The sequence below is a fragment of the Mammaliicoccus sp. FSL K6-3158 genome (assembly GCF_038005105.1).
GTDB lineage: Bacteria > Bacillota > Bacilli > Staphylococcales > Staphylococcaceae > Mammaliicoccus > Mammaliicoccus sciuri.
In genome coordinates, this window is record NZ_JBBOSL010000001.1 from 2559250 (window position 1) to 2573487 (window position 14238).

Here is a 14238-nt window from a genome sequence, read left to right on the forward strand (position 1 = left end):
GTTGGGGTTTAATATATACTTTATTCTAATACTTCTTTTGCTTCGTCAATAATGTCTCAAATTACACCGTCATGTTTTTTGATAAATGTGTAAAGATATGCCAAGATAAAGCATAATATTGCTGTAATACTGAACGAAATAATATAGAATGCTGAATTAATGTCAAAGAGTATACCTGCTACTAAAATTCCAAAAGGCATCATTACTTGTGACATTGTTTGTGACAATGCTAAATATTTACCTTTTATTTGCTCTGGTACATTTTTTTGTACATAAATGTTTATCGGTACATTACTCAGTACAACACCGCTTCCAATAATAAATATACTTATAAAATATATTACAAGTATCGATAATTTATAAAAATCTGTTATAAACGGAATACATAAAATGAGTATTCCCACAGCTAAAATAATCATGGCAACTTGCATATTTGCTACAAGTGTTCCTTTATTCTTCAATTTAGGATAAATCAAACCAAACAATATACCTGCTAAAGGAAATCCTGTTTCAATGATTCCTAACTGTTTAGAATTCATATTAAATATAGTGACAAAACTTCCTGGAATACCTACCGTAACGAAACCAAACATAAAGTTAATGATAGATCCTGATAATAGAATTAAAAATATGTCTTTATTTGATTTCAAAAATTTAAATACGACTTTATAACTGTTAAAGAATGTATCCTTAACTTCTTCATAGACTTTTTTTGCTGGAACTTTATTAAACGCAATATTAAGCACTATTATTAATGAAATGAGCTCAGTTACAAACATAATAATCATAAAAGTCTTAATATCGAAATAAGCGTATACTATTCCACCTAAAATTGGAGCACCTATTTGTAATACATTCTGAATGACGTTTCTATATGAAACTGTTTGATCAATGAAACGTTCACTAACTAAACTTAACAAGCCACTGTTAAAAGTGAGTGAAACAGCCATATCTGTAACTGTCAAAATGATTACAATTATGTATATGTATAGAAGTTGGTTTAAACTATTTGGTATTAAGAAAATACTTATAATTGATAAAATCGAAATGCACTGCATAGATATAATAAATGATTTTTTATTAATCTTATCTATATAATATCCAATAGACGTACTGCCCAATATAAATATGAGCGAATATATAATCATAATATTAGAAAAAGCTTGTACACTCCCTGTTATCTTTAAAACATGAAATGAAAGCGCAAAAGTAAATAATTTACTGCCAATAATGCTAAAAAAGGTAAATAAAATAATAAATATATAGTTTTTCTTCATATTGCATACCACCATATCATGACTTACTTTAATTATATACAAATTATCCTATGGGTGGAATAAGTAATTATACGGACATTAAAAATTCCCAACCCGATATTTTCGAGTTGGGATTTAATATATATACTTTATTCCAATACTTCTTTTGCTTTATCATCTTTGGAAATTAGGAATACTTTTCCTTCGTCCATTTTTTCTTCGTAATCTTCTGCTTGTTCTTTGGACAAACCTATTTCTATTAATTTAGCTCTTAGTTCGTCACCTTGTTTATCAAATGTTCGACCTAAGTCTTTGTTGTTGTAATCTATATTGTCATAGTCTGTATGCTCAACGATTCGTGCTGTTCTGTCATCGTCATGTGATAGTACAAAAATATCTGTTGGGTTAATATTTAGTTCTTTCAGCTTGTTAATGTCATTTTCCAATGTTTCATCATTGATATAACTTTTTACGACTGTCATGAATAAATCCTCCCATTCCTATTTTGTATTATTTATATTCCCGTCCTATGTTTATTAAAACATCTCCAAATTTTAAAAATAAGCACTTGTTATTCTTAAATTATTTTGTATAATTGAGAAATGTTATCAATTATAAAATAGGAGGCTATCATGAAAAAGTATATTACCGTCATCGTTTGTGTACTTTTATTATTATCTGCATGTAGTAATAGTAAAGATAAAGTCAGTCATAAAGATACTGTCACAATTAAGAAGACTTTTGAATACAAAGAAAAGAATAAAGATCACAATAGAGGTAAGAAAAAAACTGAAACTGTAACAATACCTAAGAATCCTAAAAAAGTTATTGTCATGGATTATGGTGCTTTAGATATTATGAAAGATTTGAAATTACAAAAACATATAACGGCTATTCCTAAAGGTCCAAATGGTGATTTCTTACCAAGTTATTTATCAGAGTTTAAAAATGATAAATATACCAATTTAGGAAATCCTGGTAGACCTAATTTTGAAAAAATTGCAGAAGAGGATCCGGATTTAATTTTAATATCATTTAGGCAAGCTTATACTAAAAACTTAAAAGAATTTAAAAAAGCAGCGCCAAATGCAAAAGTACTTTACGTGAGTCCTGATGATGATCGTTATATAGAATCTATTAAAGAAAATGCACAAAATATCGGGAAAATATTCGATAAAGAAAATGAAACTCAATCACTCGTAAAGAAACTCGACCAAAAAGTTAAATCTGTAAAAAGTAAAGTGAATGACGATACCGTTATGTTTGCGAATATTGACCAAAAAGGCATTAAGACATACGGTAAAACTGGTAGATATGGTGGCTTTTTAAGTGGTGATTTAGGTATCAAACATATTGATCCAGACATGCCTGCAAACTCAAGTGGACAGTTAGTGTCATACGAATATATCGCTGAAAAGAATCCAGACAAAATCTTCTATATAAATAGAACAGATGATGATTCTAAAGGATTACCACAAGAACTTAAAAATCCAGTTATTAAAAATATTAGTGCCATCAAAAATAAAGATATACTGAAATTTGATTCCAACACATGGTTCTTCGGTTCTGGTGGCATTAGTTCAACAATTAAACAATTAGATGATATAGAGAAAGCTTATTGATGAGAAAAAGTCTAGGGTATGGCACCCTAGACTTTTTCTATACTTCTAACTGCTATCCAAATTTCACTGTAAGCTGTTTCTTCCTGGCTATTCATTTTTGTAAATGAGAAATTTGGTACATCTTCTAATTCATACCCAGAGGATGGTAGCCATTCTGCATAAATGCTTGCCATAGTATTTTGCATTGTAGTTGGGAAATGTCCTTCATTAGGAAATACAGCCCAAGTATGTGCTTCAACTTCAAAAACATCTAATAACTCACGATTTATTTCTACTTTATCAGTAATTACACCAATCATATGAGTTAAGTATCCTTCTTCTTTTTCAAAATATGCATCAGCATCATAAGAAATATTTAATACTTCTTTTGGTTCAATATTATTAAGTGTATGCATATATGATTTTTGTTCGTTTGAAATACTATTTGCAAGCTCTACAATACTTTGATTTACACCTTCAAATTGCATAGGTATCTTTGTTGAAACCCCGACAAATTTAATAGCAGGTTTATTTTCAATTCTGTATTCCATATCTATACCTCCTCTTATACTTAGCGTAAAAGTAAGTTTAGGGAATGATTTTATACTTGCAAGATGAATCGCATTTGATGGCAAAGAACCTGTCCAATTTTTAAATGCGCGACTAAATCCATCTACTGAATGATAACCATATTTAAAGGATACTTCAGTAACAGATTCACCATTTTTTAAATCAACATTAGCTGATGACAATTTACGCTTTTTAATATATTCACTCAAGGGCATACCAGATATTGCCTGAAATATTTTCCGAAAGTGATAATCCGATATACCTACATATTTAGCAATATTTTCAATAGATAAGTCATTTGTTAAATTATCTTCAATATAATCTAATGCTTTATTTAAATCATCTATCATTCCATTCCCTCCTTACATGGTTAATCATAATTTATTACTATAATATTTACTCGACGTTATATAACCAAATTATATCGGATAGTATTCATTACCTCTAATAATTCATGAATAGCATGCATCGTTATTGTAAGCTTCCTCTATAAACTTAGGAAATTAAAGTATATAATATGATTAATTACACATATTTTTACAAAGGGGATTTTTAATGTATACAGATAAAGAATTAACTTTCCGTACAAATAGGTTGACGATTCGACCTTTAAACTATGATGACCACAAAGGTTGGATTGAAGGCTTTGAAAATCGCTACCCTTCGCAATATAAACATGACAAAGGGAAAATCAATATGGAAGAATGCGACGAAACTTGGTTTATAGAACTTGTTGATAAACAACAAACGCTCATTAAACAAGACGATACGTTTATATTTGGAATATTTTTAGAAAATGGCAAACATGTAGGCATGTTGGATATTAAAGTATTAAGCAGATCAGACTTCCAATGGGGAGAATGTGGCTATTTCTTGCACAACCAATTTTGGAATCAAGGTTATGCATATGAAGCTATGAAAGAAGTCATCAGTCAATGTTATAAAACATTAAACCTTCATCGAATAGAAGCACATATTAATATAGATAACGAACCTTCTAAGAAACTCATTAAAAAATTAGGATTTGAATTTGAAGTATTAAGAAAGAACTTTATTTATGAATTTGATGAATGGACAGATAACGAAGTATATTATATTAATTTACATAACGAAAAATTGATTGAATCTTAAAGATTGAGCGACCCGAAACATTGTTTTCGGGTCGATAATTATTTTTATCGGCCTGGTAATCTCATTTTCGGGTCGCTATTTTTATTTATCGGACTGCAAATCCCGTTTTCGGGTCGATAATTTTATTTATCGGACTGGTAATCCCGTTTTCGGGTCGATAATTTTATTTATCGGACTGGTAATCTCATTTTCGGACCGGTAATTTATTTTATCGGCCCAGAAATCTCCGCCAACATAACTCCCTCAATCCCTCTACCCTATTTTAATATATTTTAATAATATTATTAATCAAATCACTCTTACAAAAACCCGATTTAACAAGTATGACGTTCAATTTTTTATATCATCTTACAAATGTTCACAAATAGTACATTATTTTAATATCAATCCCTAATAAAATTATCAGATTTTATTGACAATTGTTAAAATTAAGTGGTATTCTTTATATCTTATTAAAACTATCGGATTAAAATGTTTGGGAGGATATTATGACAACACATAAACATATAAAACTGGGTCTCTTTTTAGCGGGATATGGTCATCATGTGGCGAGTTGGCGCCATGAAAATGCTATTGAAAAGGGTCCTATGGATTTAACTCATTTAATAAATACTGCGCAATTAGCAGAGAAAGGTTTATTCGATTTAGTCTTTCTTGCTGATAGCTTATTCGTATCTGAAAGTTCACATCCAAATATATTAAGTAGATTTGAGCCGTTTACACTTTTATCTGTTCTTTCTACAGCAACGACTAATATCGGATTAGCTGCTACTGCCTCTACTACATACAGTGAACCTTTCCATATTGCACGTCAATTTAGTTCTTTAGACCACTTAAGTCATGGAAGAGCTGCTTGGAATATTGTAACTTCTTCAATAACTTCTACTGCTGAAAATTTTAATGGTACTAAGTTAATGGAACATGAATTACGTTATGAACGAGCAAATGAATTTGTTGAAGTAACGAATAAGTTATGGCGCTCATGGGATAAAGGTGCTTTAGTTCGCGACAAAGAAACTGGAACTTTTATTGATGCTTCAAAATTACATACGATTGATCATGAAGGAAAACATTTCAAAGTTAGAGGTCCTTTAAATATTGAACGTTCTCCACAAGGAAGACCATTATTAATACAAGCTGGTTCTTCCCCTACAGGAACAGATTTAGCTTCAAAAGTAGCTGATGTTATTTTTACAGCACAAACTCAAATTGAAGATGCTCAGAACTTTTATAAACAGTTAAAAGAGAAAGTATCTAAACAAAATCGTAATCCTGAAGAAGTATATATCATGCCAGGTTTATTCCCTATTTTAGGTGACACTGAAGAAGAAGCGCATCAAAATTATCAAGAAATTCAAGACTTAATCTTACCTGAAGTTGGATTAAGTATATTGGCACCTTATGTTGGAAATATCGATTTATCACAGTATGACTTAGATACTAAGTTTGCTGATTTAGATCTATCAACAGGTAACGGTGTTCAAAGTCGATTTGAAATAATTCTTAAAGAAGCGATTAAAAACGATTTAACTTTAGAAGAAGTTTATAAAAAAGTTGCTGGTTCTAGAGGTCACCATATCTTTGTCGGTACACCAGAACAATTAGCAGATAAGATGGAAGAATGGTTTAAATCTTCTGCTGCAGATGGTTTCAACATTATGCCACCTATTCTACCTTCACAATTTGAATTATTTATCAATAACGTTATACCAATTTTACAAGAAAGAAATTTATATAAAGAAACATATTCAGAAGGCACATTACGACAAAAATTAGGCTTAGAAAATGAATAGAGGTGCGCAATGGAAACAATCGTTAGACGTGCAACTGAAGATGATATTTATGACTTAATCAATTTGATGTACGAAGCCTACGAGCCCATTCGAGCACTAGGTATTAACTTTCAGTCTGCTAACCCAACCGAAGCTTTAATACGTAAAAATTTAGAAGAAAATATTTGTTTCATACTTGAATCTGGTGATGAAATTGTCAGTACACTTTCATTAAGGATGCCATGGAGTGACAATCCTGGACCATACTATTTCCCTCATATATGGTGGTTCGCAACATCACCTAAATATAAAAACAAAAAATTCGGGTCAAAACTTTTAAATTATGTAGAAAATGATTACTTACTGAATCATTTAAACGTTCCAGCCGTTTCACTCGGAACTGCTGATCATCATCCATGGTTAATAGATATGTACGTCAAAAAAGGCTACCAAAAATTTGGTAAGCAAGACTTAAAAAAAGGACATATTACGCAATATTTAGTGAAAGTCCTTAACCAAGACAAATTTAAAGGCACTGAAGAACTTAAAGAAAAATTTAATCAAGTCATATTCGAAGAAGGTGAAACAATTGAAATTTGATCCAATATATTTTCTACAAACATTTCCAAAATTAATGCCCTATTTACCTATTACATTGTCACTAGCTGTAATTTCACTAGTCATTTCAATATTAGGTGGATTATTTATTGCGTTGATTTTACGTACTAAATTACCCGTACTTAAAGAACTCGCCCTACTATATATTTCGTTCTTTAGAGCCATTCCGAGTTTAGTACAACTGTTCTTAATTTATTACGGACTACCACAACTTATTCCAGGTATGAGAGTTGTTGATGCTTTAACAGCAGCTGTTATAGGTTTAAGTATTAAAAATGCAGCTTACTTAGCAGAAATTTTTAGAGCGGCTATTACATCAGTAGATAAAGGTCAATTTGAAGCAGCCCATTCTATCGGACTCAACAAATTCCAAACTTATCTTAAAATTATACTGCCACAAGCAACACGTAATGCCATACCAGCATCAGGTAATATTTTTATCGGGTTAATTAAAGAAACATCACTTGTATTTACATTAGGTGTTACTGAAATATTCGCTAAAAGTAAATTATTATCTGCCGCTTCATATAAATATTTAGAAACATTCTTAGCTGTCGCAATTGTATATTGGTTAATTACGATTATATATACATACTTGCAAAGTTTATTAGAGAAAAAACTCAACAAACCTTATGAAAGTTAGGTGACATTCATGATTTCAATACGAGGTATTAAAAAATCTTTCCACAAAACACCTGTATTAAAAGGTATAGATATAGAACTTAATAAAGGTGAAGTCCTTGCGATTATTGGACCGTCTGGATCAGGAAAGTCCACTTTGTTAAGATGCTTGAACTGGTTAGAAGTACCAGATGAAGGCATTATTTCAATAGATGATGTAACAGTAGATGCCGAAAATTATAAAAAGAGACAGGTTCAACAACTTATTCAAAAATCAACAATGGTATTTCAGCATTATAATCTTTTTAAAAATAAATCCGTTATAGAAAATGTAACACAAGGACTTATTACGACTAAAAAGTTACCTAAAGATGAGGCATATTCAATTGGCGAAAAATATTTAGACCAAGTCGGTTTACTAAAATTCAAAGATAAATATCCTGCAACTTTATCTGGAGGTCAACAACAACGTGTTGGTATAGCGAGAGCATTAGCTATGGACCCAGAATTATTACTTTTTGATGAGCCAACATCTGCGCTTGACCCTGAACTTGTTTCAGGTGTTCTAAAAATCATTAAAGACATTGCTTCAATGCAGAAAACAATGATTCTCGTAACGCATGAAATGTCATTTGCAAAAGATGTTGCAGATAAAATCATTTTTATGGAAGATGGAAACATTATTGAAAGTGGAACAACTGACGAAGTGTTTAATCAGTCTCACAATTCTAGAACACAATCATTCATCAATAAAATTGAAACTGAACAAGATGAAGAGGTTCTACAATGACAGATACGGAAGCATTAGTTGAAAGGATTTATCGTCAGTCGAAACATATTTCTACTATTGAAAGAGATAACGCCATCACTGGCATACTTGACTTTATAGCAACAACTTACAGTGCTAACAATCATCATAAAGTCAATGATTTAATAAGTTTCATTCAAGAAGAAGAAGGATCAGGCAATACATCTATCATAGGATATGAAGCTCAATTGTCACATTCAAATGCTGCTTTAGTGAACGGTTTTATTGCACATATATTAGACTTTGATGATGTTCACTCAAGTATGAGAGGTCATCCTACAGCTGTTATACTACCGAGTTTATTAGCAGTTGTAGAAAACGATACGCAAACTTTCAAACACTTTATTGATAGTTATATTATCGGTGTCGAAATGGCGACTCAAATTGGCGAAACAATTGGTGCTTGTCACTACGAACAAGGTTGGCACTCAACATCAACAATCGGCTTATTAAGTGCAACTGCTGCATGTTGTTACTATTTAAATTTAGATGCTCCTTCATTTGCGAATGCTATTGGAATAGCTGTTACACAAGCAAGTGGTTTACGTAACCAATTCGGTTCTGACGTTAAACCATTCCATGTTGGACTTGCATCTCAAAAAGCCTATTTAGCAGCACGTATCTCACAGAAACGTGTACTTGAAGGTAATAAAAATATGATGCCTACTTTTTATGAATTATTTGGTACATCAAATCGTTCATTTACGCAAATTATTGAAAATTTCGGCGATCAATGGTCAATTACACATCCAGGAATGTGGTACAAACTTTATCCATGTTGCTCAGCAAATTACCATTTAATCGATGCTATTAATACTATTAAACAAACACATCATATTTCCCCGGAAAAAGTAGAATCTGTCAAAATTACTTTTCCTACGAACGGTGATGCAGCATTGAAGTTTAAATCACCAGAAACTGGCTTAGAAGGTGCTTTTAGTGCTGAATATGTATCAGCACTTTTATTACTGAATCAAGAATTAACAGTGGATCAATTTTTAAATAAACCTATTAGTCATGACGTTAATCAACTTATGGAGAAAATCGTTAGACACTATGATGATGACATTCAACCAAGTCCACATGCCCTACCGAAAAATCGATTTACAATCGTTGAAATAACTTTAGTGACGGGTGAACAGTTTAAACAAAGAGTGAATGCACCTAAAGGTAGTCCATATAAACCATTAACGAAAGACGAACATCTTACTAAACTCAAACATGCATCTTATAAACATTGGGAAAATATTCATGATTTCTATGAAATTAAAGATACTAAAATGTTACAAAACTATATATTTAAAGGAGAAATATAAAATATGAAAAAAATATTAACATTTTTACTAATTGGCCTCATCGTGTTGGCAGGCTGTTCAAACGATTCAGGCAAAAAAGATAAAGGTACAATTGTCGCTGGTACTACAGGACAAAGCTATCCAAATTCATATGAAAAAGATGGTAAATTAGTTGGTTACGACATCGAAGCATTTGAAAAAATCGCTCACGAAGCTGGTTATAAAGTTAAATGGGTAAAAGCTGACTTCTCAGGACTTATGGGACAATTAGAATCAGGAAGAATTGATACAATAGCAAATGCTGTGGCAACAACAGATGAGCGTAAAGAGAAATATCTCTTCACAGATGCATACTCATATATCGGTAGCCAAATCATTACATCATCTAAAAATAAAGATATTAATAGCTATAAAGATTTAAAAGGTAAAAAAGTTGCAGGCGTGTTAGGTTCAAATCACACAGAAGCATTAGAGAACTTTAATAAAGAAAATAATTACGGATTCAAAACTAAAACTTACGAAAACCGTGAAGGCGCCCTACTTGATTTAGAAAACCAAAGATTAGACGGCTATGTCAATTCAGACTCAGTATCAGCTGCAGATAAAAACAAACGCGGAAAAGAAATTAAATTTGTAGGTAAACCATTTAATGTAGTCGGAACAAGTTTCCCATTCACAAAAGAAAATAAAGATCTAAAAGAAGACATCGATAAAGGCGTTAAAAAACTTAAAAAAGACGGCACACTATCTGACCTATCAGATAAATACTTCGGTACAGATACAACGAAAGAAAAATAAAGAAACAGAGGACTTGAGATTTTCAAGTCCTCTGTTTTTATATATCTTAATCTTGTTTACGAGATTGATGTACTTCTTTATTAAACGGAGTTAAATATGTACAAGAGTAATCTAACGCTATTACCTCGCTATACTCATATATAACGCCATTATTTAATAAACTCCTATTTTGAATATACATTGCTGGAATTCCTTTTTTACAGCTTAACAATTCAGCTTGATTTTTATCAACAATTGTCGGTTTATAAGTCGTTATATTGTGAGAAATTTTGTAACCTTTTTTCTGAACGAATTCTTGAATTGAATCTTTTAAATCTTCTACACTTAAATCAAAAAATGCTCTATATGGTAACCTAGAAGTTTCAATCTGCACAATTTGATAGTTAGCAATTCTTATTCTTTGAAACTCCCAAACTTCTTCTGATTTTTCTAATTCAAACATTCTTCTATCTTTATCCGTAGCTTTAACTTTCCTTAAATATATTGGTTTAGATGTTAATCTAGAATATGGAGTTGCAGTAATCGAATTATATATCAATGGATTTTGGCGAACATTTTTCTTAATAAATATGCCAGATCCTTGAACTGATTTTATAACTCCTATATCAGCTAATTGATCTATTACTGTTTGAATAGTATATCGAGAAACTTGATAGTCTTTTGCTAAATTACGTTGTGTAGGTAATTTTCCGTTAATAAAGTGTTGTTGATAAATTTTACTCAATATATCATTTAATATAAATTCTTTTTTCTTCATAATGATAAACGCCCTCTATTTTAGGTGATTAAGATATGACTAGATTATCCTTACTTTATTGTATCCTATACATAAGTATTATTCTGTAACTTTTTTATCCTTTTCTAATTCAGGACTTCGTTTTACCATTAGCATCCCACTAAAGTAAGCAACTGCTATAGCGATTACAATACCTATTATTGCAAAAATAAAATATTTGCCTATGTAAGCTGGTAAGCTAAATATACTTGATAAAATATAGCCATAAATTCTAACTCCAAAAAAGCTAATAAATGCTGATGCAATTGCACTTCCTAAGGTAACTGCTACAAGTGCTCGTTTATATTTAGTAATCACACCAAATAATGCAGGTTCAGTTATTCCTAAAAAAGCTGAAATTGCAGAAGAAACAATTATAGACTTTTCTTTAGATGACTTTGTTTTTCTATACATTGCTAAAGTAGTACCAGCAATTGCCATATTAGCCATGAACATCATTGGCATTAGCATATCATAACCTTGATTCGCAAAATTTTGAAGTGCTATAGGCGTCATTGCATGATGTAACCCAGTCAATACAGCTATCGGACGTATTGCTCCAACTATTACCCCTGCTAGAATTGGAGAAATATTAAATAACTGTTCTATCAAGAATGCAAGACCATTTCCAAGGAAAATACCAATTGGCCCAATAATAGTAAGTGCAATTAATCCAGCTATAAAAAGTGAAAATGTAGGTGTAAAGACCGTTCTCAGTACTTTCGGCAATATATTATTAACCCAATTATAAATATAACTTAGTATCCATACTGAAAAAATAATAGGTATAACAGTACCAGCATAATTAAAAACTGGAATAGGTATAAATCCAAATAAATGAAATGCAGAAACATTACCTGCATCTGCTGCTTCTGTCATAGTAGGAAACATCATAGATGCTGCAATAGCTATCGCTAAATATGTATTTGTTTTGAATATTTTTGCTGCAGAAGCTGCAATAAAGAATGGTAAAAATGTAAACACACCACTCGCTAACATATCTAACACTTTAATTGTATCACTTTTTTCTGAGATAACTTCAAGTGCTACTAGTCCCGCAATTAGACCTTTTATCATACCTGCACCGGCAATTGCTGGAACTATAGGTCCAAATACACCTGATAAAATGTCCATAAATAACTTCCCGATACTTTTCTTATCATCATCCGACACATCGTTATTTTCTGTACTTAAATTCAGTTTCTTAGATAAAATATTAAAGTAAGACTCTACCTCAGTACCAATTATAATTTGAAATTGACCATTTTGATTTTGAGATCCTAGCACTCCTGAAAGATTGTCGATACTATTTTTATCAATTAATTCCTCATTCTTAATATCAAATCTTAGCCTTGTCATACAATGCCATGCATTTATAATATTATCTTTACCACCAAGATTTTTTATTATATCGTCTATTACTATATCCTTTTTAACCAATAATATCCCTCCCGCTTCTGTATGCGTTTACAAAAATATAACACAAAATATTAAACATAAAAAACCAACCAAAATTATATATAGATATTTACAATCATTGATTTATCAACGTTTTAGATGATATATATTTTAAAATTGGACTGATTTATTTAGTCTATTCCACATATATTTAGTCCAAATTGACTTTGCCTAGATTCAAATGTTTCAATTAATTTAATATTAAAAAGAAATGAGGACAAATAATGGAACCTACAATTATAGAAGATATAAAATGTTACACCGTAAAACCGGATAGACATAATTTAGTAGTTGTATATGTCGAAACGAACAAATCAGTTTCAGGTTTTGGTTGTGCTACTTTTCAACAACGTCCATTAGCTGTTAAAACAATTATTGAAGAATACTTAAAACCAATTCTTGTTGGAAAAGATGGAAATAACATTGAAGATTTATGGAAATTAATGAATGTAAATGCTTATTGGAGAAACGGCCCAATATTAAATAATGCTATTTCAGGAATTGACATGGCTTTATGGGATATAAAAGGAAAGTTATCTAAGATGCCTTTATACCAGATTCTTGGAGGGAAATCTAGAGATGCTATCCCTGCCTATTCACATGCTTCTGGAGAAAGCCTTGAAGATTTATTCAATGAAATTGATACTCTAAAAAATGATGGTTATACTCACATAAGATGTCAATTAGGATTTTACGGTGGTATAGCTTCTAAAATTAATATGCCTAAAAATAACACAGAAGGTAATTATTATGATCAAAAACAATATATGCAAACTACTTTAGAAATGTTTAAACAAATACGAAACAAATACGGAAATGATATAGAAATATTGCACGATGTACATGAAAGATTATATCCTAATCAAGCTATTCATTTTGCAAAGCAACTTGAAATGTATGATCCTTATTATATAGAGGACATTTTGCCACCAGATCAAAACGAATGGCTAACACAATTAAGAAGCCAAAGTACTACACCAATTGCAACTGGTGAACTCTTCAATAACCCAATGGAGTGGAAACATCTCATAGTTAATAGACAAATTGATTTTATTAGATGTCATGTATCTCAGATTGGTGGAATTACTCCTGCTATTAAATTAGCTCATTTCTGTGAAGAAATGGGTATAAGAGTTGCATGGCATACACCACCTGATATTTCGCCAATAGGTATTGCAGTAAACACACACTTAAATATTCACTTGCAAAATGCAGCTATTCAAGAACATGTGGATATAAAAGAAAATACGAGAAAATTATTTACACATATTCCTGAACCAAGTAATGGATATATTTATCCAATTGATAAAAACGGTATAGGGGTAGAAATAAATTTAGATTTAGTCGATTCTTATCCAATACAGTATAGACCTCACGAATGGACGCAAAGTAGATTACCAGATGGTACATTATTTACACCATAAATGAAATGAAACTAGCCTTAGTGAATATGTATTAGGTAGATTTTCGGGTCGATAATTTATTTTATCGGCCTGTAAATCTCGTTTTCGGGTCGCTATTTTTATTTATCGGCC

At 31.1% G+C, this 14238-nt stretch carries 14 protein-coding genes; 9 read left to right on the plus strand and 5 right to left on the minus strand.

Annotated features, from left to right (window positions below; genetic code table 11):
• Positions 1 to 56: 56 nt before the first annotated feature.
• A complete protein-coding gene (locus MHH94_RS12955) occupies positions 57 to 1277 on the minus strand; it encodes an MFS transporter (protein ID WP_058590834.1) in 1221 nt (406 codons plus the stop codon).
• Positions 1278 to 1405: 128 nt separating this feature from the next.
• Complete coding sequence (locus MHH94_RS12960; protein ID WP_048541491.1) at positions 1406 to 1738, minus strand: general stress protein; 333 nt, start codon at positions 1736 to 1738, stop codon at positions 1406 to 1408.
• Between the two features lie 150 nt (positions 1739 to 1888).
• On the opposite strand from MHH94_RS12960, the gene MHH94_RS12965 reads away from it, so the two are divergent.
• Positions 1889 to 2878 (plus strand): siderophore ABC transporter substrate-binding protein, encoded by a 990-nt coding sequence (locus tag MHH94_RS12965; protein WP_058590835.1) that lies wholly within the window; start codon positions 1889 to 1891, stop codon positions 2876 to 2878.
• Positions 2879 to 2904: 26 nt separating this feature from the next.
• On the opposite strand, the gene MHH94_RS12970 is transcribed toward MHH94_RS12965, so the two are convergent.
• The gene (locus tag MHH94_RS12970; protein WP_058590836.1) at positions 2905 to 3777 is read right to left on the minus strand and encodes an AraC family transcriptional regulator; all 873 of its coding nucleotides are present in this window, start codon (positions 3775 to 3777) and stop codon (positions 2905 to 2907) included.
• A 205-nt stretch (positions 3778 to 3982) separates the two neighbouring features.
• Here MHH94_RS12970 and MHH94_RS12975 point away from each other — a divergent pair, with 205 nt between their 5' ends.
• The 7 genes from MHH94_RS12975 to MHH94_RS13005 all read left to right on the plus strand — a co-directional run bounded on the left by MHH94_RS12975 (position 3983) and on the right by MHH94_RS13005 (position 10470).
• Positions 3983 to 4558, plus strand: a complete 576-nt coding sequence (locus tag MHH94_RS12975) for a GNAT family N-acetyltransferase (RefSeq protein WP_088592545.1) — start codon at positions 3983 to 3985, stop codon at positions 4556 to 4558.
• Positions 4559 to 5043: 485 nt separating this feature from the next.
• The gene (locus MHH94_RS12980; protein ID WP_325888922.1) at positions 5044 to 6351 is read left to right on the plus strand and encodes an LLM class flavin-dependent oxidoreductase; all 1308 of its coding nucleotides are present in this window, start codon (positions 5044 to 5046) and stop codon (positions 6349 to 6351) included.
• A 9-nt stretch (positions 6352 to 6360) separates the two neighbouring features.
• Positions 6361 to 6930 carry a GNAT family N-acetyltransferase gene (locus MHH94_RS12985; RefSeq protein WP_340841394.1) on the plus strand — a complete coding sequence of 190 codons (570 nt, stop codon included), beginning with the start codon at positions 6361 to 6363 and terminating at the stop codon, positions 6928 to 6930.
• Positions 6931 to 6964: 34 nt separating this feature from the next.
• Complete coding sequence (locus tag MHH94_RS12990) at positions 6965 to 7591, plus strand: amino acid ABC transporter permease (protein WP_199186572.1); 627 nt, start codon at positions 6965 to 6967, stop codon at positions 7589 to 7591.
• 9 nt (positions 7592 to 7600) lie between these two features.
• A complete protein-coding gene (locus MHH94_RS12995) occupies positions 7601 to 8359 on the plus strand; it encodes an amino acid ABC transporter ATP-binding protein (protein WP_048541478.1) in 759 nt (252 codons plus the stop codon).
• Entirely contained in the window at positions 8356 to 9693 is a 1338-nt protein-coding gene (locus tag MHH94_RS13000) for an MmgE/PrpD family protein (protein ID WP_232179353.1), read from the plus strand. Before MHH94_RS12995 ends, MHH94_RS13000 begins: the two co-directional genes overlap by 4 nt.
• 3 nt (positions 9694 to 9696) lie before the next feature.
• Positions 9697 to 10470 carry a transporter substrate-binding domain-containing protein gene (locus MHH94_RS13005; protein WP_048541474.1) on the plus strand — a complete coding sequence of 258 codons (774 nt, stop codon included), beginning with the start codon at positions 9697 to 9699 and terminating at the stop codon, positions 10468 to 10470.
• A 46-nt stretch (positions 10471 to 10516) separates the two neighbouring features.
• Here the strand turns inward: MHH94_RS13005 and MHH94_RS13010 are convergent, their stop codons facing one another.
• Both MHH94_RS13010 and MHH94_RS13015 read right to left on the minus strand, forming a co-directional pair.
• Positions 10517 to 11227, minus strand: coding sequence for a GntR family transcriptional regulator (locus MHH94_RS13010; RefSeq protein ID WP_058590842.1), 711 nt, complete (start codon positions 11225 to 11227; stop codon positions 10517 to 10519).
• Positions 11228 to 11305: 78 nt separating this feature from the next.
• Positions 11306 to 12685, minus strand: a complete 1380-nt coding sequence (locus MHH94_RS13015) for a PTS transporter subunit EIIC (protein ID WP_078355035.1) — start codon at positions 12683 to 12685, stop codon at positions 11306 to 11308.
• A 242-nt stretch (positions 12686 to 12927) separates the two neighbouring features.
• Here MHH94_RS13015 and MHH94_RS13020 point away from each other — a divergent pair, with 242 nt between their 5' ends.
• A complete protein-coding gene (locus tag MHH94_RS13020) occupies positions 12928 to 14127 on the plus strand; it encodes an enolase C-terminal domain-like protein (protein WP_048541471.1) in 1200 nt (399 codons plus the stop codon).
• The last annotated feature ends 111 nt before the right edge of the window (positions 14128 to 14238 follow it).

What these genes read in the sequence shown, in the direction of transcription:
- MHH94_RS12955 (WP_058590834.1), bottom strand. Translation starts at nt 1,277, where the DNA reads ATGAAGAAAAACTATATATTTATTATTTTATTTACCTTTTTTAGCATT.
- MHH94_RS12960 (WP_048541491.1), bottom strand. Translation starts at nt 1,738, where the DNA reads ATGACAGTCGTAAAAAGTTATATCAATGATGAAACATTGGAAAATGAC.
- MHH94_RS12965 (WP_058590835.1), top strand. Translation starts at nt 1,889, where the DNA reads ATGAAAAAGTATATTACCGTCATCGTTTGTGTACTTTTATTATTATCT.
- MHH94_RS12970 (WP_058590836.1), bottom strand. Translation starts at nt 3,777, where the DNA reads ATGATAGATGATTTAAATAAAGCATTAGATTATATTGAAGATAATTTA.
- MHH94_RS12975 (WP_088592545.1), top strand. Translation starts at nt 3,983, where the DNA reads ATGTATACAGATAAAGAATTAACTTTCCGTACAAATAGGTTGACGATT.
- MHH94_RS12985 (WP_340841394.1), top strand. Translation starts at nt 6,361, where the DNA reads ATGGAAACAATCGTTAGACGTGCAACTGAAGATGATATTTATGACTTA.
- MHH94_RS12990 (WP_199186572.1), top strand. Translation starts at nt 6,965, where the DNA reads ATGCCCTATTTACCTATTACATTGTCACTAGCTGTAATTTCACTAGTC.
- MHH94_RS12995 (WP_048541478.1), top strand. Translation starts at nt 7,601, where the DNA reads ATGATTTCAATACGAGGTATTAAAAAATCTTTCCACAAAACACCTGTA.
- MHH94_RS13000 (WP_232179353.1), top strand. Translation starts at nt 8,356, where the DNA reads ATGACAGATACGGAAGCATTAGTTGAAAGGATTTATCGTCAGTCGAAA.
- MHH94_RS13005 (WP_048541474.1), top strand. Translation starts at nt 9,697, where the DNA reads ATGAAAAAAATATTAACATTTTTACTAATTGGCCTCATCGTGTTGGCA.
- MHH94_RS13010 (WP_058590842.1), bottom strand. Translation starts at nt 11,227, where the DNA reads ATGAAGAAAAAAGAATTTATATTAAATGATATATTGAGTAAAATTTAT.
- MHH94_RS13020 (WP_048541471.1), top strand. Translation starts at nt 12,928, where the DNA reads ATGGAACCTACAATTATAGAAGATATAAAATGTTACACCGTAAAACCG.